Below are 17,273 nucleotides of genomic sequence, written 5' to 3'. Positions count from 1 at the left end.
AGAAGTCTGAAGTCTTGTGAATTCCGCAGCCTTGTGAATTCCGCTGGGTTCAGACGCGCTCGATGATCGTGGCGATGCCCATGCCGCCGCCCACGCAGAGCGTCGCGAGGCCGTACCGCTTGTCCTGGCGCTCCAGTTCGTCGACGAGCGAGCCGAGGATCATGGCGCCGGTCGCGCCGAGCGGGTGGCCGAGCGCGATGGCGCCGCCGTTGACGTTGACCTTGTCCAGGGACAGGCCCATGTCCTTGACGAAGCGCAGGACGACCGCCGCGAACGCCTCGTTGATCTCGACCAGGTCGATGTCGTCGATGGTCAGTCCGGCCCGGGCGAGGGCCTTGCGGGTGGCGGGCGCGGGTCCGGTGAGCATGATGGTGGGCTCGGAGCCGGAGACGGCGGCGGAGACGATCCGCGCGCGCGGGGTGAGGCCGTAGCGCTCGCCGATCTCCTTCGAGCCGATGGCTACCAGCGAGGCACCGTCCACGATGCCGGAGGAGTTGCCCGCGTGGTGGACGTGGTCGATCTTCTCGACCCAGTGGTACGTCTGGAGCGCCACGGCGTCGAAGCCGCCCAGGTCGCCGATGTCGGCGAAGGAGGGCTTGAGCTTGGCGAGGGAGTCGGCGGTGGTGCCGGGGCGCATGTGCTCGTCGTGGTCGAGGACGACCAGGCCCGCGCGGTCCCTGACCGGGACGACGGACCGGTCGAAGCGGCCCTCCTTCCAGGCGGTGGCGGCCCGCTCCTGGCTCAGGGCCGCGTACTCGTCGACGTCCCGGCGGGAGAAGCCCTCGATGGTGGCGATGAGGTCGGCACCGATGCCCTGGGGCACGAAGTTGACGGCCAGGTTGGTCATCGGGTCGTTGAACCAGGCGCCGCCGTCCGAGGCCATCGGCACCCGGGACATCGACTCGACGCCGCCCGCGAGGACGAGGTCCTCCCAGCCCGAACGCACCTTGGCGGCGGCCATGTTGACCGCCTCCAGGCCCGAGGCACAGAAGCGGTTCTCCTGCACACCGGCGACCGTGTCCGGCAGTCCGGCGGCGATCGCGGCGATCCGGGCGATGTCGGAGCCCTGGTCGCCGACCGGGCCGACGACGCCGAGCACGATGTCGTCGACGGCCGCCGGGTCCAGGCCCGGGAAGCGGTCGCGGATCTCGTGGATGAGTCCTACGACCAGGTCGATGGGCTTGGTGCCGTGCAGGGCGCCGTTCGCCTTGCCGCGGCCGCGCGGGGTGCGGATCGCGTCGTACACGTACGCTTCGGTGCTCACGAGGAAGCCTTTCGAGGGTGAGGGTCAGCCGGGCAAAAGGTCTCTATCCCAGCAGGGAACGGCCGATGATCTCCTTCATGATCTCGGTGGTGCCGCCGTAGATGGTCTGGATGCGGCCATCGGTGAAGGCCCGGGCGACGGGGTGCTCGGTCATGTAGCCGTAGCCGCCGTGCAGTTGGAGGCAGCGGTCGGCGACCCGCTTCTGGAGCTCGGTCGCCCACCACTTGGCCATGGAGGCGTGCACGGCGTCGAGCGTGCCGTCGGAGTGGTCCGCTATGCAGCGGTCGAGGAAGGTGCGGGTGACCGCGCACTCGGTGGCCATCTCGGCCACCTCGAAGCGGATGTGCTGCTTGGCGGCCAGCGGCCGGCCGAAGGCCTCGCGCTCCTTGACGTACTCGGTGGTGATCTCCAGCAGGTGTTCGGCGGCGGCGATCGCGGAGACGGCGATGCTCAGGCGTTCCTGGGCGAGGTTCGTCATCAGGTGGACGAAGGCGCCGTTGGGCTCGCCGAGCAGGTTCTCCTCGGGCACGCGCACGTCGTGGAAGAACAACTCGGCCGTGTCCTGCGCCTTCTGGCCGATCTTGTCGAGGTTGCGGCCGCGTTCGAAGCCGGCCGTGTCACGCTCGACGACGAGCAGGGACAGGCCGCGCGCGCCGCCCTCGGGGGTGGTCCTCGCGACCACGATCACCAGGTCGGCGAGGATCCCGTTGGAGATGAACGTCTTGGAGCCGTTGAGCAGCCAGTGGTCGCCCCGGTCCTCGGCGTGGGTGCGGATGCCCTGGAGGTCGGAGCCGGCGCCGGGTTCGGTCATGGCGATGGCGGTGATCAGCGAGCCGTCGCAGAAGCCCGGCAGCCAGCGGCGCTTCTGCTCGTCGGTGGCCAGGTCCGTCAGGTAGGGGCCGATGATGTCGTTGTGCAGGCCGAGGGCGAGCCCGGGGGTGCCAGCGCGGGTGAACTCCTCGGCGAGGACGGCGCTGAAACGGAAGTCGCGGGTGCCGCCCCCGCCGTACTCCTCGGGAACTGCGAGTCCGAGGAGGCCCTGCTTGCCCGCCGCCCGCCAGGCCTCGCGGGAGACGATGCCGTCCTTCTCCCACTGCTCGTAGTACGGCAGCACCTCCCTGGCCAGGAAGGAGCGCACGGTCTCGCGGAACGCGTCGTGCTCGGGGGCGAAGATCTGCCGCTTCATGCGAGGCCCTCCGTCAGGTCGGGTACGTCCCAGTCGCGGGCCACGTCGGCGGTGTCGGCGCCGGGCAGGGCGGGGTCGCCGCGCACCGTGGTGGGGGTGGCGGAGAAGCGGGGCGCGGGGGCGGGCTGGGTGATGCCGCCGTGGTCGGTGAAGGTGCCGCGCGCGGCGAGGTGCGGGTGGTGCGGAGCCTCGCGCAGCGACAGGACGGGGGCCACGCAGGCGTCGGTGCCCTCGAAGACGGCCGTCCACTCGTCCCTCGTCCGGGACCTGAAGCGGGCGCTGACGGCCTCGCGCAGTTCGCCCCAGCGGGTCCAGTCCTTGCGGGCGTCCGTGAAGGCCGTCAGGTCCAGGAGGGTGAGGAACTCGTCGTAGAACTGCGGTTCCAGGGCGCCGACCGCCATGTACCGGCCGTCCGCGGTCTCGTAGGTGCCGTAGTAGGGGCAGCCGCCGTCGAGGAGGTTGGCGGCGCGCCGGTCCTGCCAGCCGCCGGCGGCCATCATGCCGTGGAGCATCGCGGAGAGGTGGGCGGTGCCGTCGACGATGGCGGCGTCGACGACCTGGCCGGTGCCGCTCGCGCGCGCGTGGTGGAGGGCGGCGAGGACGCCGACGACGAGGTAGAGGGAGCCGCCCGCGTAGTCGCCGAGCAGGTTGGCCGGGGCGGCGGGGGGCCGGTCGGGTTCGCCGACCATGCCGAGGGTGCCGGTGAGGGCGATGTAGGCGATGTCGTGGCCGGCGCGCTCGGCGAGCGGCCCCTGCTGGCCCCAGCCGGTCATCCGGCCGTAGACCAGCCTCGGATTGCGGGCGTGGCAGGCCTCGGGGCCGACACCGAGGCGCTCGGCGACGCCGGGGCGGTAGCCCTCGACCAGGATGTCCGCGCGGGCGGCGAGGTCGAGGACGCGGGCGGGGCCCTCGGGCGCCTTGAGGTCGACGACGACCGAGCGTTTGTTGCGGTTGGTGACGTCGAAGCGCGGGTCGATGGCCAGTCCGGGTCCGCCGGGCCGGTCCACCCGGACCACGTCGGCGCCCAGGTCGGCCAGGAGCATGGCGGCGAACGGGCCGGGCCCGATACCGGCCAGCTCGACCACGCGCACGCCGCTGAGCGGACCCTGCCCCGGCGTCGTTGCCATGCGGCCCCCATGGTCGTGACACAACTGCTGTAACACCGATGATGCTAAGAACGTGTTCCATCGGGCACAAGCCCCGGGAAAGCAAACGCTTAGCCCATTGTCCCCGGCGCCGGCCGGTTCAGCGTGCGCTCCGGCCGGTTCAGCGCGCGTCCAGCTCGGCTATGAACCGTTTCGTGGCGATGGCGCGGTAGCTCTCCTCCACCCAGTCGCACAGCAACTCGGCGGCCGGGGCGCCCTTCTGCTCCAGCGGGATGCTCACCCAGCCGGACTTCCCGAGGCCGTATCCGGCGGGCTCGGCGCCGGGGCAGGTGAGCGCGTGGGCGTGGGCGGCCTCGTCCCTGAGCTTCACGGTGACGCCCAGCGGATAGCTGCCGTCGTCGACGCCCAGGAAGACGAACACCTTCTTGTTGACCTTGGCGACCGTCTCGCCCAGGGGAACTCCTCCGTGGCGCCGGGCATCCCGAGGGCGAACTCGCGCACCTTCTCCCACTTCCGCAGGGCGTTCTTCGGTACGGCCACCACGTCACCTCCGGGGTCGTCGTCGGGCTCCGCACCCCTCACGCTAGCCTCGGCCACCGACAACGGCTCGCGCGACGAGAGACACGCGAAGAGATACAGAGGTGTCATGAACAGGCCGAACAGGGCGGACCGTCCGTACGACATCGTGCTCTTCGGGGCCACCGGCTTCGTCGGGACGCTCACCGCGGAGTACCTCGCCGCCCACGCGCCCGAAGGACTGCGCTGGGCGATCGCCGGCCGGAGCGGGGAGAAGCTGGAGCGGCTGCGGGAGCGGCTGTCCCGCGAGTCGTCCGGCGACTCGAAGATCGGTGTGCTGACGGCCGACGTGTCCGACCCGGCCTCGCTGCGCGCTCTCGCCGAGCACGCGCGCGTGGTGGCCACGACCGTCGGGCCCTATGTGGCCTACGGGGACGACCTGGTCGCCGTGTGCGCGGACACCGGTACGGACTATCTCGACCTCACGGGAGAGCCGGAGTTCGTGGACCTGACCTACATCCGCCACGACACCCGCGCGCGGGAGACCGGCGCCCGGCTGGTGCACGCGTGCGGCTTCGACTCGGTGCCGCACGACCTGGGCGCGTACTTCACGGTCCGGCACCTGCCGGAGGGGGTGCCCCTCAGGATCGACGGGTTCGTGACGGCCGACGCGACGCTCTCCGGCGGTACGTTCGCCTCGGCGCTGGGCCAGTTCGCGCGCGGGCGGCAGATGCTGGCCGCCGCGCGGGACCGCGGGCGCCACGAACCGCGCCTGGTGGGGCGCCGGGCCACCGCCCCGACCGGCACGCCGCGCTTCGCCCCGGAGGTCGGCGCCTGGGCGCTGCCCCTGCCGACGATCGACGCCCAGATCGTGCGCCGGTCCGCGCGGGCCCTGGAGCGCTACGGCCCGGACTTCCGCTACCGCCACTACGCGGCCGTACGGCATCTGCCGGTCGCCGTGGGCGGGGTCGCGGCCGTCGGCGCGCTCGTCGCCGCCGCCCAGGTGCCGCCCGCGCGGCGCTGGTTGTCCGGCCGGCTCCGGCCGGGCGAGGGGCCGGGGCCCGAGAAGCGGGCGAAGAGCTGGTTCCGGGTGCGTTTCGTCGGCGAGGGCGGCGGGCGGCGCGTGTGCACCGAGGTGGCGGGCGGCGACCCCGGCTACGGCGATACGGCGAAGATGTTCGCCGAGTCGGCGCTGTCCCTCGCCCTCGACGACCTCCCGCCCACCGCCGGTCAGGTCACGACGGCCATCGCGATGGGCGACGCGCTGATCGAACGGCTGCGCCGGGCGGGGATCACCTTCCGGGTGGCGTCGGAGCGGTGACCCGCTCCCCCGCGTGACCCGGTGCTACAGCGGCCACTGCACGAGGGTGTAGATCATCCCCACGATCCAGCCGAGTCCCGCCAGCGTGGCGGCGATCAGCGCCGCGGTCACGGCACGCTCGACGGGGCGGTTCGGGTCGGCGAGGGGCTTGGGGGCACGGTGCGAAGTCATGGGCACAGCCTGCCGATCACGCCGTGGGCGCCACATCCGTACAGATACTCAGACGACGTACTCAGTCGGCCCGGGAACCGACGGCGTACCGGGCCGGCACGGAGGTCGTCAGACCTGGGCCGCCGCCTCGCGCAGTGCCCGCCGGCACAGCGCGTCCGCCCTGCGGGTCGTCTCCGGGAGCCGGTGGGCGGGGCTGAGCGCGAGCGTGTGGGCGCAGGCGTTGTCGAGGCTCACGCGGTGGCCGACCGAGACGAAGACGGGTTTGACGCCGTCCCGGGTGCGCAGGGCGCGGCCGACCTCCTCGGTGCCGGCGAGCAGGGGTGAGGTGCTGCCGCGCGGGGCGTCGGGATCGTCGTGGGCGAAGGTGAAGGGGTTCTTGGCGACGCCGATGGTGGGCAGGCCGGTGAGGACGCCGAGGTGGCTGGCGAGGCCGAAGCGGCGTGGGTGGGCGAGGCCGTAGCCGTCGCACACGACCAGGCCCGGCGGGCCGGGCAGGGCCTCCAGGGCTGCCAGGACGGTGGGGAGTTCCCGGAAGGCGAGCAGGCCGGGGACGTACGGGAAGGAGATCCGGCCGACGGCGGTGGCCTCGGCGACGACCGTGAGGCTCGCCGCGTCCAGCACGACGGCCGCGGCGGCGACCAGGTCCCGTTCGTCGTCGTAGGCCACGTCGACGCCGGTCACACGGCCGGTACCGGGCGGGGGTCCGGGCTCGTCGAGGACCACCAGGCCCCGCAGTTCGTCCTGGACCGCGCGGGCCCGCTCCTCCGTCGCGGGCCAGCCCGCGGGAATGCGTACGGTCGTCATGATGGGGACGAGCGTACGGCCCGCGGGCCGGCCCCCGCGATCATGTTCCTGCCGTGGGGCCCGTCAGCTCTTGCCGCCCAGGGCGCGCTGGAGCTGGCTCTTGTTCATGTCCGAACGGCCCTTCACACCCCGCCGCTTGGCCTCCTCGTAGAGCTGGTCGTACGTCTGGCCCTGCGAGCCCTTGCCGGAGCGCTGTCCGCCCCGCCTGCCGGACGACATGTCCTGGGTCGAGGTGCGGCTGGCGGTCTTGGACTCGCCGGACCGGGCGCGTTCCTTGTTGACCGTGCGTGCCGCGATCTCCTTGGCGCGCCCGGTGCTCTCGCCCCGGTCCTGGGCGCTCTTCTTGATGTGCTCGTACTGGCGCTCCCGCTTGGAGCTCGAACCTGCGGGCATGGTCGCTCACTCCTTTCGCAGACGGCGACCGGGTACCCACATTCCGGTACGTCACCGCTCCAGGCGTGCCACCCGGCCCTGTTCGCCCGCCGCCCAGCAGCTCAGGTCGGGCGTGCAGTCCACGGTGTCGTACGAGCCCTCGTCGACGGTCCGCCAGGTGCGGCCGGCGTCCGTGGTCAGGTCCGTGCCGGTCGGGCCGACCGCGAGGGCCGTGGTGCGGCTGTGCGGGAGCCAGGCGACGCCGGAGCGGTAGGCGGGGACCGGCCCGGTGGCGGGCTGCCAGTCGGCACCGCCGTCGCCGGTGCGCGCGGCCGCCCGCGGGGAGGGCTGGTCGGCGCGGTAGTCGCCCCCGACGGCGAGGCCGTGGGCGCGGTCGCGGAAGGCGAGGGCGAAGACGCCGCGGGCCGGATCGCCCGCCGGGACGGGGGTGTCGGAGACCGTCCAGGTCAGTCCGCGGTCTGCGGAGTGGAGCACGCGCGCGCGTGCGGCCCCGCCGGTGGCCAGCCAGACGTCCCGGGGGCCCGAGGAGACCAGGCACTGGCCGCTCGCCGCGAAGCCCGCCTCGCCCTCCAGCGCGGGCGGCATCCCGGTGTTCGGCAGGACCTTCCAGGTGCGTCCGCCGTCGCCGGTGGACAGGATGCGGAACTTTCCGTCGACCGGGTCGCTCATCGCGAGGCCGTGGCGGCCGTCGAAGAAGGTGAGGCAGTCGTAGAACGCCTTGGCGTCGGTGTTGCGGAAGGACTCGGTCCAGGTCCGCCCGCCGTCGTCGGTGCGGTAGACGCGGGACGCCTCGCCCTCGCCGATGGCCAGGACCACCGCCCGGCGCGCGTCGAACGCCTCGACGTCCCGGAACTGGAGTTCGGCCCCGCCCGGCGGCGAGACGTTCCGCCAGCTCGCCCCGCCGTCCGTGGTGCGCAGCACGGTGCCCCGGGTGCCGGCGACCCACGCGGTCCGCCGGTCGACGGCCGCCAGCCCGCGGAACCGGACATCGGCGAGGGCGGTGTCCTTCAGCTCCCAGTGCGGGGACGGGCCCGGCGGTGTCTGCGGCCGTGCCTGCGCCGGGGCGGCGGTCAGGGCGGCCAGTGCCGCCGCGCAGGCCGCCGTGGCGGCAACCGCCCGGGCCGTACGTCTCGTTCGTCTCGTGCGTCGCGTGTTCCCCAAGCGCCTCATGGCGGGCGAAGCTAGCCCACGGCCCGGACGCCGTCCAGAGGACCCCGTCGCCCCGCCGCTGTCGCCCCACCCGTCTTTCACATCCCGGGAGGAGAGCTGGGCCACTTCCGTGAATGAAGACGGTGACAGAGGTCACTCGATTTGCGGGTGCACGGATTGACTCGTTCCGGCGTCTCTTCCATTGCCTGGCCTCGTGCCCGGAAGTCCATCCCGCCGTCACAAGGGAGCAAGGCGTTGTCCATCGTCATCGAGCAGCCAGTCGAGGCCCGCCTCGTCGCCGCCGCGCCGCGGATGCCGAGCATTCCCGCCACGCTGCACTACGACCGAACCGACCCGTTCGCCGTCCGCATGACCTTCCCCGCCCCGGCCACGCTGGAGGGCGTCGAGGTCTGCTGGACCTTCAGCCGCGAGCTGCTCGCGGCCGGCCTGGAGGGCCCGGAGGGCCACGGCGACGTGCGGGTGCGTCCCTACGGGTACGAACGCACCGTCCTGGAGTTCCACGCCCCCGAGGGGACGGCCGTCGTGCACGTGCGCACGGGCGAGCTCCAGCAGTTCCTCGACGCGACCGACGAGCTGGTCCCGGTCGGTCTCGAACACCTCCAGCTCGACCTGGACCACGATCTGGCCGAGCTGATGCGGGACGCCTGCTGACGCCCCGCCGACAGGTCGCCCGGCCCGGCGGCGCGCCCGGCGCGCCGTAGTCGGGCCCCCGCGCCGACACCTCGTCCGTCCCCGTGCCCAGCAGCTCCCGCGTGGCACGGCGGGCCAGGGCGTGCGCGGCGACGGGGTACGCCTGGGCCGGCCATGACGCCCCACCGACCGTCGACCTCGTCGACGCGCGCCTTCACCACCCCCGGGTCGACGGCCCCGGGGACGAAGACGCCGTCGGCACCGACGGCACCGCCGCGGCCAGCGCCGCCCGCACCTCCCGGACGACCTTCCCGAGCGCCGGAGCGGCCGCCGCGGCCCGGTCCGTCAGCTCGTCCACCCGCTGCCCGTGGCCTGGGGCACGGCCCTTGTCGGGCGCCACGGTGCGCGGCTCGAGGGCGTCCATGAGCACGGCGACGGCGGCGTCCCGCTCGGAGACCTCAGCGACCGGCAGCGGCCCCCGGAGCACCTGCCGGGTCTCCTCCCGCAGGGTCTCGACCACGGCCTCCCGGTCGAGCGTGTACTCCACCGTCGGGAAGACCCCCAGCACCCGGTGCTTCTCCGCCCGCAGGTAGCCGTCCGCGGTCAACTGCTCCCGTACGGCGTCCAGGGTGACCCGCGCCCGCAGTGTCACCCAGGTCCGCCATCCGTGCGGCCGGGACTCGCGGACCAGCTCCAGGAGGCCGTCCAGGACGGCGTCACCGGCTCGGGCGTCCAGGTCGACCGGCGTGGCGATGCCGTCGTCGTCGGTGAGCAGACCGCGCCGGGCCAGGTCGAGGAGGGCGCCGGCCCGGACGAGGTGGTGCGGCTGGGGAGCGCCGGTGGCCTCCGACCGCGTGCTGTCCCAGGCCAGCAGGTAGAGCCGGACCGGGAGCGAGAGCGGGCCGTTGGGCACGGGGGCCTCCTTCGGACGGTGCGACCGGGCCGCGGGTTCGGGCCCGGAGATCAGCTGTGAGGCCGGGCCTCACGTTAATCCGTTGACAGCCCGGAAGGGCCGCTCGTAGCGTGTGTGACGGTCCTGTTGCCGTCGATTGGAGAAGGACGTTGCTCGTCTGAGGTCCTGAGACACCGCGTCACACCACAGCTGTGTGTACGTAGCGTGCGACCTCGGCGTTCGAGCCGTCCCGACGAGCAGGGCCTTTCTCATGCCCCGGGTTTCCCGGGCCTCCCTCTCAGGTTCTCGGGCCGTCGCCCCGGTGTCTCGACACACGTGTGCCCCTGATCGTCCCGAGCAACCGTGGAGGCCCTTATGTCCGTGTCCATCACCTGCACCTCCCTCGCCTACGCGTGGCCCGACGGCACCCCCGTCTTCGAGGGCCTCGACATCGCCTTCGGCCCCGGCAGGACCGGGCTCGTCGGCGTCAACGGGTCAGGAAAATCAACCCTGTTGAAGCTGATCGCCGGGGAACTCGCCCCGGTCGACGGCACCGTCCGGGTGGCCGGCCCGGTCGGCCACCTCCCGCAGAACGTCACGCTGGACACCGGTCTGCGGGTGGACGAGGCGCTCGACATCGCCGCGAAGCGGGCCGCGCTGCACGCCATCGAGGCCGGTGACGTGAGCGAGGAGCACTTCGAGACGGTCGGCGACGACTGGGACGTGGAGGAGCGCGCCCTCGCCACCCTCGGCGAACTCGGGCTCGGGCACATCGAGTTGGACCGCACGATCGGCGAGGTGTCGGGCGGCGAGTCGGTGCTGCTGCGGCTCGCGGCACTCCTGCTGCGCCGCCCGGACGTCCTGCTGCTCGACGAGCCGACCAACAACCTGGACCTGTACGCGCGTCGGCGGCTGTACGCGGCCGTGGAGTCCTGGTCCGGGGTCCTGGTCGTGGTCAGCCACGACCGTGAACTCCTGGACCTGGTCGACCAGATCGCCGACCTGCGCTCGGGCGAGGTCACCTGGTACGGCGGCAACTTCTCGGCCTACGAGGAGGCGCTGGCCACCGAGCAGGAGGCGGCCGAGCGGATGGTGCGGGTCGCGGAGGCCGACCTGAAGAAGCAGAAGCGCGAACTGACCGACGCCCACGTCAAGCTGGCCCGGCGCAGGCGGTACGCCCAGAAGATGTACGACACCAAGCGCGAACCCCGGGCGGTGATGAAGCTGAAGAAGCGCTCGGCGGAGGTGTCCGCGGGCAAGCACCGGATCATGCACGAGGAGAAGCTCACCGAGGCCAGGGAGCGGCTCGACGAGGCGGTGGAGGCCGTGCGGGACGACGACGAGATCCGCGTCGACCTGCCCTACACGGCCGTACCGCTGGGCCGGGAGGTCCTCATGCTCCTGGATCTGGAGATGGCCTACGGCGCACGCGTGGCCGGCGGCCTCGACCTGCGCGGTCCGGAGCGGATCGCGCTGATCGGGCGCAACGGCGCGGGCAAGACCACGCTGCTGCGCACGATCGCCGGGGAGCTGGAACCGGTCTCCGGCGAGGCGCGGGTGCATGTGCCCCTGCGGTTCCTGCCGCAGCGGCTGGACGTGCTGGACGGTGAACTGAGCGTCGCGGAGAACGTGGCCCGGTTCGCACCGGGCGCCACCAACAACCGGGTCCGGGCGCGGCTGGCCCGCTTCCTGTTCCGGGGCGCCCGGGCCGACCAGCCGGCGGCGACGCTGTCCGGCGGTGAACGCTTCCGGGCGACGCTGGCCGCGCTGATGCTGGCGGAGCCGGCCCCGCAGCTGCTGATGCTGGACGAGCCGACGAACAACCTGGACATGGCGAGTGTGCGGCAGCTGACCACGGCCCTGGAGTCGTACGAGGGGGCACTGATCGTGGCCAGTCACGACCTGCCGTTCCTGGAGTCGATCGGCATCACCCGCTGGCTACTGATGGAGGAGGGAGAACTCAGGGAAATCACGCCAGAGGCTGTCGGGTATCCCGCCTAGCGTCGGAGGCATGCCCGATTCCAACAAGCCCGCACGCACCGCCCCCGCACACGTCACCCCCGCACGCGTCGGTCCCGGGTTCATCACGCTCGTCGGAGCCCGGGAGAACAACCTCAAGGACGTCACGCTCCGCATCCCGAAAGGCCGGCTGACCGTGTTCACCGGCGTTTCGGGGTCGGGGAAGTCGTCCGTCGTCTTCGACACCATCGCCGTGGAGTCGCAGCGCCAGCTCAACGAGACGTTCACCTGGTTCGTGCGCAACCGGCTGCCCAAGTACGAGCGGCCGCACGCCGACGCGCTGGAGGACCTCTCCCCCGCGATCGTCGTCGACCAGCGGCCGATCGGGGGCCACTCGCGGTCCACGGTCGGCACGATGACCGACGTCTACTCGGTGATCCGGGTGCTGTTCTCCCGGCACGGCACCCCGAGCGCCGGGCCGGCGACGGCGTACTCGTTCAACGACCCGGCGGGCATGTGCCCGCGCTGCGACGGCCTCGGCCGGACCGTAGGGCCCGACTGGGACCAGATCCTGGACCCGGAGCGGTCGCTGGCGGACGGGGCGGTGCGGTTCCCGCCGTTCGCGGCGGGCACCTGGCAGGGGCAGACATACACCAACAGCGACGAGCTCGACCCGGACAAGCCCGTCGGCCGGTTCACCGCCACCGAGCGAAAGTTCCTGATGCGCGGCCGGCCCGGCAGCAAGGTCACCGTCACCGGCTCCGGCGGCACCTGGATCACCGACTACGAGGGACTGGCCGACCGGTTCGAGCGGCTGTACCTCAAGCGCGATCTGTCCGCCATGAGCCAGAAGACCCGTGACCTGGTCCGGGAGTTCCTGACCGAGGGCACCTGCCCGGACTGCCGGGGCGCCCGGCTGAACGCGGCCGCGCTCGCCACCCGGATCAACGGCCGTTCCATCGCCGACTGCACGCGCATGCAGGTCACCGACCTCGTCGGCGTACTGAAGGAGATCGACGACCCGGTCGCGGGACCGATCGCCGCCGCCGCGGTCACCGCTCTCGAACGCATCGACGCGATCGGGCTCGGCTATCTCAGCCTCGACCGCGAGACCTCCACCCTGTCCGGCGGCGAGGGGCAGCGGCTGAAGACCGTGCGCCACCTGGGCTCCAGCCTGACCGGGATGACGTACATCTTCGACGAGCCCAGCGTCGGCCTGCACCCGCGGGACGTCGGCCGGCTCGGTGATCTGCTGCTGCGGCTGCGCGACAAGGGCAACACCGTGCTGGTGGTGGAGCACGACCCGGACGTCATCTCGCTCGCCGACCACGTGGTCGACATGGGCCCGGGGGCCGGCGCCGAGGGCGGACAGGTGGTGTTCGAGGGGACGCCGGAGGAACTGGCCGGGACGGACACGCCGACCGGTCGCTGCCTGCGCCGCCGTACAGCGGTCAAGGAGCGGGTGCGGCGGCCCGTCGGGGGGCTGTGGGTGAAGGGCGCCGACCGGCACAACCTGCGGGAGGTGACCGTGGAGTTCCCGACCGGGGTGCTGACGGCGGTGACCGGTGTCGCCGGGTCCGGAAAGAGCACGCTGGTGCGGGAGTTCACCGCCGCGCACCCGGACGCGGTGGTCGTGGACCAGTCCTCGATCGGGATCTCGGCGCGGTCCACCCCGGCGACCTACGTCGGGATCATGGACACGGTACGGAAGATCTTCGCGCGCGAGACGGGGGCCGAGCCGGGGTTCTTCAGCTTCAACTCCACCGGCGCCTGCGCCACCTGCGAGGGGCGCGGGACCATCTACACCGACCTCGCCTTCATGGACCCGGTGACGACGACCTGCCACGACTGCGAGGGACGCCGCTTCAAGGACGAGGTGCTGCGGCTGACCGTCGGCGGCCACTCCGTCGCCGACGTCCTGGGGATGACGGCCGACCAGGCCCTGGAGTTCTTCGACGACTCCGGCGTACGGCGCCGGCTGAGCGCCCTGCGTGACGTCGGCCTCACCTACCTCACGCTCGGCCAGCCGCTGTCCACGCTCTCCGGCGGCGAGCGGCAGCGCATCAAGCTGGCGACCCGGCTGCACCGGACGGGAGCCGTGTACGTGCTGGACGAGCCGACGACGGGGCTGCACATGTCGGACGTGGACGGGCTGCTCGCGCTGCTGGACCGGCTGGTCGACGCGGGGAACACGGTCCTGGTGGTCGAGCACCAACTGGACGTGGTGGCGCACGCCGACCACGTGGTCGACCTGGGTCCGGACGGGGGCCGGGACGGCGGCCGGGTGATCTTCGAGGGGACCCCTCGGGAGCTCCTCGCGGCACCGGACTCGTTCACCGCGGAGCATCTCAGGAGGGCCACAGCCTGACAACGGGGGTTTTGCCCTCGCCCGACGGCGCTGCATGATGGCTGACCGGTGCCCCTCGCGGGCGCCGGTCCTTTTCCCGCCGATCCGGAGTTCCTCGTGCCCAGCAAGAAGGCCCTCGTCCGCCGCCCCAGCCCGCGCCTCGCCGACGGTCTGGTGACGCACATCGAGCGGGAGAAGGTCGACCTCGGCCTCGCCCTCGAACAGTGGGACGCGTACGTCGAGGCCCTGCGGGCGCACGGCTGGGAGACCGTCGAGGTGGATCCGGAGGACGACTGCCCGGACTCGGTGTTCGTCGAGGACACGGTCGTCATGTACAAGAACGTCGCGCTGATCACCCGGCCCGGCGCGGAGTCCCGGCGGGACGAGACCGTCGGGGTCGAGGAGGCCGTGGCGCGGCTGGGCTGCTCGGTCAACTGGATCTGGGAGCCGGGCACGCTGGACGGCGGAGACGTGCTGAAGATCGACGACACGATCTACGTCGGGCGGGGCGGGCGCACCAACGCGGCCGGCGTCCAGCAGCTGCGCGCCGCTTTCGAACCGCTCGGGGCGCGGGTCGTCGCCGTACCGGTGAGCAAGGTGCTGCACCTGAAGTCCTCGGTCACCGCGCTGCCCGACGGGACCGTGATCGGACACATCCCCAAGGTGGACAAGCCCTCGCTGTTCCCGCGCTTCCTGTCGGTGCCGGAGGAGACCGGATCGCACGTGGTGCTGCTCGGCGGCCCCGCGCTGCTGATGTCGGCGAGCGCGCCGAAGACGGCGGAGCTGCTCGCCGATCTCGGGTTCGAGCCCACCCTGGTCGACATCAGCGAGTTCGAGAAGCTCGAAGGGTGTGTGACGTGCCTCTCGGTGCGCATGCGGGAGCTCTACGCCTGACCGGGTGATCGTCTCACCCTTTCGGCCCCGGACCTGCGCTTCCCGGGGCTGTTTGTCATGCCCAGGGAACACTGCTGATCAGGGATCTTTACCGCGACCTTAACCTACGGTCTCGTAACCTACGGAGACGTAGCCTACGATTCCGTAGGTACGCCCCGGTGCCGCTCGCCCGGATGCCTTTCCGCTGTTGTTCCACGTCCCCCTGGAGTACCCGTGACGATCACTTCCCCTCACCTCGGCAGCCCGTCCTCCAACTGGACCGACGCGCGACTGCTGTACGCGCTGGAGGAAGTGGTCGAGAAGGAACTCAACCGGCACCTGAAGGTCACCAAGGACTGGATGCCGCACGAGTACGTGCCGTGGAGCGACGGCCGCAACTTCCCCGGGTTCTTCGAGGACGGCCAGGCCTGGGAGAAGGAGCAGTCCAAGGTCACCGAGATCGGCCGGATCGCGCTGGTCGTGAACCTCCTCACCGAGGACAACCTCCCCAGCTACCACCACGAGATCGCCTCCCTGTTCGGCCGTGACGGCGCCTGGGGGACCTGGGTGCACCGCTGGACCGCCGAGGAGGGCCGCCACGGCATCGTGATGCGGGACTACCTGCTCGCCTCGCGCGCGGTCGACCCGGACAAGCTGGAGCAGTTCCGCATGGCCCACATGAGCGAGGGCTTCGAGTCGGACAACCGCCACTCGATGCTGCACTCGGTGGCCTACGTCGCCTTCCAGGAGCTGGCGACCCGGGTCTCGCACCGCAACACCGGCCACCAGTCCGGCGACCCGGTCTGCGACCGCATGCTGGCCCGCATCGCGACCGACGAGAACCTGCACATGGTCTTCTACCGGAACCTGCTCAAGGCGGCCTTCGACCTCGCGCCCGACCTGACGATGCAGGCGGTCCGCGACGTGATCGTGAACTTCCGGATGCCCGGCCACGGCATGCCCGGCTTCGAGCGGGCCGCGGCGCAGATGGCGATCGGCGAGATCTACAACATGCGCATCCACCACGACGACGTCATCCAGCCCGTCCTGCGCTTCCTGAAGGTCCTGGAGATCGACGGGCTCGGCCCGGAGGGCCTCAAGGCGCAGGAGGAGCTCGGCCTGTACATGGGCGCCCTGGACACGGAGGCGTCCAAGTTCGACGAGAAGCTGGCCGCGCGCAAGGCGCGGATGGCGGCGCGGGCCGCGGGCTGACCCGTTCCTGACGAAGTGGCCGGTCCCGCGCGCGGGACCGGCCACTTCGTCGTCTCCGCGGGCGCGGGACGGTGTCCGGCGCCCGCGGTCAGTTGGTGGTCCGTCTCAGGTGCAGCCGTTCCTTCTCGGACAGGCCGCCCCAGACGCCGAATCGCTCGTCGTTGGACAGCGCGTACTCCAGGCAGGCGGAACGCATCTCGCACATGCCGCAGATGCGCTTCGCCTCCCGGACCGAGCTGCCCGGCTCGGGAAAGAAGAAGTCCGCCCCGGTCTGCGCACACAGCGCCTGCGCCTGCCAGGCGAGGTCGGCCGGGGTGATGGTGTCGATGTGCATGTCCGAGATCGTGCCGGGCGGCGAAAAACATTCCATCAACGCCCGATCAACGCCGCCTCCACGGCCTCCGGCCCACCGATGATGACCCGCACACGTGCTCGAACGCACGGCGGCGCGCGGAACACCGCGCGATTGTCGGTGGGCGGTGCAAGACTCGGCAGTACAGGCAACGGGACCCCTCGAAGGAGGGCACGAGATGCTCACCACCCGTTATGTCACCGGCGCTCCGAGCTGGGTCGACCTCGGCACCCCCGACATCGACGGCGCCGCCTCCTTCTACGGCGCGCTCTTCGGCTGGCGGTTCCGGCCGGGCGGCGCCGAGACCGGCGGCTACGGCTTCTTCCAGCTCGACGGCCAGACGGTGGCGGGCGGCATGCAGACCACCGCGGACCAGGGCCCGCCCTCCTGGACCGTGTACTTCCAGTCCCCGGACGCGGACGCCACCGCGAAGGCGGCCGAGCAGAAGCACGGCTCGGTGCTCGTCCAGCCCATGGACGTCCTGGACCGGGGCCGCATGGCGATCCTCGCCGACCAGGCCGGCGTGCACTTCGGCATCTGGCAGCCCGCGGCCACCAAGGGGCTCGACGTCGTGCAGGAGCAGGGCTCGCTGTGCTGGCTGGAGCTGTACGCCCCGGACCTGCCCGCGGCCGCCGGGTTCTACAACGCCCTGTTCGGCTGGGAGACCACCGCCGTCACGTTCGCCGGGGAGAGCTACACCACCGTCCACCCGGAGGGCACCGAGCCGGACGCCATGTTCGGCGGGATCGTCCCGCTGGAGGACGACCCGACCCAGGCCTCCACCGGGGCCTGGCTGCCGTACTTCGAAGTCCCGGACACGGACGCCGTCGTGGCCGCGGCACAGGAGCGGGGCGGCACGGTCCGGCTGCCGGCGACCGACCTGGAGGGCGTGGGCAGGATCGCCGAACTGGCGGATCCGTACGGCGCCCGCTTCGCGGTGATCAAGAGCGCGCCGCCGCAGGCGTAGGCGACCGCGAGGGCTTGCCGTTCCGCTCACCGATCAGGTCGGCTGCGAGAGACCGCACCGCGCCGCGCAGGCGCCCCGAGCGGGGCGAGGGTGGTGCGCCGCTCGGAGCG

The 17,273-nt window shown here is 72.1% G+C and carries 16 protein-coding genes and 1 pseudogene; 7 read left to right on the top strand and 10 right to left on the bottom strand.

All coding sequences use genetic code 11. From position 1 onward, the window contains the following. Nucleotides 1-49 precede the first annotated feature (49 nt). The 4 genes and pseudogenes from K4B79_RS34465 to K4B79_RS34450 all read right to left on the bottom strand — a co-directional run bounded on the left by K4B79_RS34465 (nt 50) and on the right by K4B79_RS34450 (nt 4,096). A complete protein-coding gene (locus K4B79_RS34465; protein WP_232031293.1) occupies nt 50-1,264 on the bottom strand; it encodes an acetyl-CoA C-acetyltransferase in 1,215 nt (404 codons plus the stop codon). A 43-nt stretch (nt 1,265-1,307) separates the two neighbouring features. Beyond that, nucleotides 1,308-2,450: an acyl-CoA dehydrogenase family protein gene (locus K4B79_RS34460; protein WP_232031292.1), complete on the bottom strand. Its 1,143-nt coding sequence runs from the start codon at nt 2,448-2,450 to the stop codon at nt 1,308-1,310. Continuing rightward, nucleotides 2,447-3,577, bottom strand: a complete 1,131-nt coding sequence (locus K4B79_RS34455; RefSeq protein ID WP_232031291.1) for a CaiB/BaiF CoA transferase family protein — start codon at nt 3,575-3,577, stop codon at nt 2,447-2,449. The genes K4B79_RS34460 and K4B79_RS34455 overlap by 4 nt, the downstream gene beginning before the upstream one ends. A 139-nt stretch (nt 3,578-3,716) precedes the next feature. Beyond that, nucleotides 3,717-4,096: pseudogene (locus K4B79_RS34450) on the bottom strand (MmcQ/YjbR family DNA-binding protein). A 106-nt stretch (nt 4,097-4,202) separates the two neighbouring features. Between K4B79_RS34450 and K4B79_RS34445 the strand changes: the two are divergent. Further along, nucleotides 4,203-5,393, top strand: coding sequence for a saccharopine dehydrogenase family protein (locus tag K4B79_RS34445; RefSeq protein ID WP_232031290.1), 1,191 nt, complete (start codon nt 4,203-4,205; stop codon nt 5,391-5,393). 24 nt (nt 5,394-5,417) lie between these two features. On the opposite strand, the gene mmpA is transcribed toward K4B79_RS34445, so the two are convergent. The 4 genes from mmpA to K4B79_RS34425 form a co-directional block, all read right to left on the bottom strand. Continuing rightward, nucleotides 5,418-5,564: a morphogenic membrane protein MmpA gene (mmpA, locus tag K4B79_RS34440; protein WP_232031289.1), complete on the bottom strand. Its 147-nt coding sequence runs from the start codon at nt 5,562-5,564 to the stop codon at nt 5,418-5,420. Between the two features lie 108 nt (nt 5,565-5,672). After that, a complete protein-coding gene (locus K4B79_RS34435; protein ID WP_232031288.1) occupies nt 5,673-6,368 on the bottom strand; it encodes an endonuclease V in 696 nt (231 codons plus the stop codon). Between the two features lie 63 nt (nt 6,369-6,431). Then, a complete protein-coding gene (locus K4B79_RS34430; protein WP_232031286.1) occupies nt 6,432-6,761 on the bottom strand; it encodes a plasmid stabilization protein in 330 nt (109 codons plus the stop codon). A gap of 51 nt (nt 6,762-6,812) precedes the next feature. Then, on the bottom strand, nt 6,813-7,931 hold the full coding sequence (locus K4B79_RS34425) for a WD40/YVTN/BNR-like repeat-containing protein (protein ID WP_232031285.1): 1,119 nt from the start codon (nt 7,929-7,931) through the stop codon (nt 6,813-6,815). Nucleotides 7,932-8,165: 234 nt separating this feature from the next. Here K4B79_RS34425 and K4B79_RS34420 point away from each other — a divergent pair, with 234 nt between their 5' ends. After that, the gene (locus K4B79_RS34420; RefSeq protein ID WP_232031284.1) at nt 8,166-8,582 is read left to right on the top strand and encodes an SsgA family sporulation/cell division regulator; all 417 of its coding nucleotides are present in this window, start codon (nt 8,166-8,168) and stop codon (nt 8,580-8,582) included. Between the two features lie 193 nt (nt 8,583-8,775). On the opposite strand, the gene K4B79_RS34415 is transcribed toward K4B79_RS34420, so the two are convergent. Continuing rightward, nucleotides 8,776-9,474, bottom strand: a complete 699-nt coding sequence (locus tag K4B79_RS34415) for a GOLPH3/VPS74 family protein (RefSeq protein WP_232031283.1) — start codon at nt 9,472-9,474, stop codon at nt 8,776-8,778. Nucleotides 9,475-9,828: 354 nt separating this feature from the next. Between K4B79_RS34415 and K4B79_RS34410 the strand changes: the two genes are divergently transcribed. The 4 genes from K4B79_RS34410 to K4B79_RS34395 all read left to right on the top strand — a co-directional run bounded on the left by K4B79_RS34410 (nt 9,829) and on the right by K4B79_RS34395 (nt 15,844). Beyond that, nucleotides 9,829-11,454 carry an ABC-F family ATP-binding cassette domain-containing protein gene (locus K4B79_RS34410; protein WP_232031282.1) on the top strand — a complete coding sequence of 542 codons (1,626 nt, stop codon included), beginning with the start codon at nt 9,829-9,831 and terminating at the stop codon, nt 11,452-11,454. A 10-nt stretch (nt 11,455-11,464) separates the two neighbouring features. Then, a complete protein-coding gene (locus tag K4B79_RS34405; RefSeq protein WP_232031281.1) occupies nt 11,465-13,780 on the top strand; it encodes an ATP-binding cassette domain-containing protein in 2,316 nt (771 codons plus the stop codon). Nucleotides 13,781-13,876: 96 nt separating this feature from the next. Continuing rightward, a complete protein-coding gene (ddaH, locus tag K4B79_RS34400) occupies nt 13,877-14,653 on the top strand; it encodes a dimethylargininase (protein ID WP_232031280.1) in 777 nt (258 codons plus the stop codon). 213 nt (nt 14,654-14,866) lie between these two features. Then, on the top strand, nt 14,867-15,844 hold the full coding sequence (locus K4B79_RS34395; protein WP_232031279.1) for an acyl-ACP desaturase: 978 nt from the start codon (nt 14,867-14,869) through the stop codon (nt 15,842-15,844). A gap of 88 nt (nt 15,845-15,932) precedes the next feature. Here K4B79_RS34395 and K4B79_RS34390 read toward each other — a convergent pair whose 3' ends face one another. After that, entirely contained in the window at nt 15,933-16,178 is a 246-nt protein-coding gene (locus K4B79_RS34390) for a WhiB family transcriptional regulator (protein ID WP_232031277.1), read from the bottom strand. Between the two features lie 196 nt (nt 16,179-16,374). Between K4B79_RS34390 and K4B79_RS34385 the strand changes: the two genes are divergently transcribed. Continuing rightward, the gene (locus tag K4B79_RS34385) at nt 16,375-17,163 is read left to right on the top strand and encodes a VOC family protein (protein WP_232031276.1); all 789 of its coding nucleotides are present in this window, start codon (nt 16,375-16,377) and stop codon (nt 17,161-17,163) included. Nucleotides 17,164-17,273 lie beyond the last annotated feature (110 nt).

The organism is Streptomyces lincolnensis (genome assembly GCF_021173675.1).
Lineage (GTDB): Bacteria > Actinomycetota > Actinomycetes > Streptomycetales > Streptomycetaceae > Streptomyces > Streptomyces lincolnensis_B.
This window is presented reverse-complemented; position numbering and strand designations above follow the sequence as displayed.

Bases quoted from the DNA above. Each gene is read 5' to 3' on its own strand.
- K4B79_RS34460 (WP_232031292.1), bottom strand. From the start codon at position 2,450: ATGAAGCGGCAGATCTTCGCCCCCGAGCACGACGCGTTCCGCGAGACC.
- K4B79_RS34455 (WP_232031291.1), bottom strand. From the start codon at position 3,577: ATGGCAACGACGCCGGGGCAGGGTCCGCTCAGCGGCGTGCGCGTGGTC.
- K4B79_RS34445 (WP_232031290.1), top strand. From the start codon at position 4,203: ATGAACAGGCCGAACAGGGCGGACCGTCCGTACGACATCGTGCTCTTC.
- mmpA (WP_232031289.1), bottom strand. From the start codon at position 5,564: ATGACTTCGCACCGTGCCCCCAAGCCCCTCGCCGACCCGAACCGCCCC.
- K4B79_RS34435 (WP_232031288.1), bottom strand. From the start codon at position 6,368: ATGACGACCGTACGCATTCCCGCGGGCTGGCCCGCGACGGAGGAGCGG.
- K4B79_RS34430 (WP_232031286.1), bottom strand. From the start codon at position 6,761: ATGCCCGCAGGTTCGAGCTCCAAGCGGGAGCGCCAGTACGAGCACATC.
- K4B79_RS34425 (WP_232031285.1), bottom strand. From the start codon at position 7,931: ATGAGGCGCTTGGGGAACACGCGACGCACGAGACGAACGAGACGTACG.
- K4B79_RS34410 (WP_232031282.1), top strand. From the start codon at position 9,829: ATGTCCGTGTCCATCACCTGCACCTCCCTCGCCTACGCGTGGCCCGAC.
- K4B79_RS34405 (WP_232031281.1), top strand. From the start codon at position 11,465: ATGCCCGATTCCAACAAGCCCGCACGCACCGCCCCCGCACACGTCACC.
- K4B79_RS34390 (WP_232031277.1), bottom strand. From the start codon at position 16,178: ATGCACATCGACACCATCACCCCGGCCGACCTCGCCTGGCAGGCGCAG.
- K4B79_RS34385 (WP_232031276.1), top strand. From the start codon at position 16,375: ATGCTCACCACCCGTTATGTCACCGGCGCTCCGAGCTGGGTCGACCTC.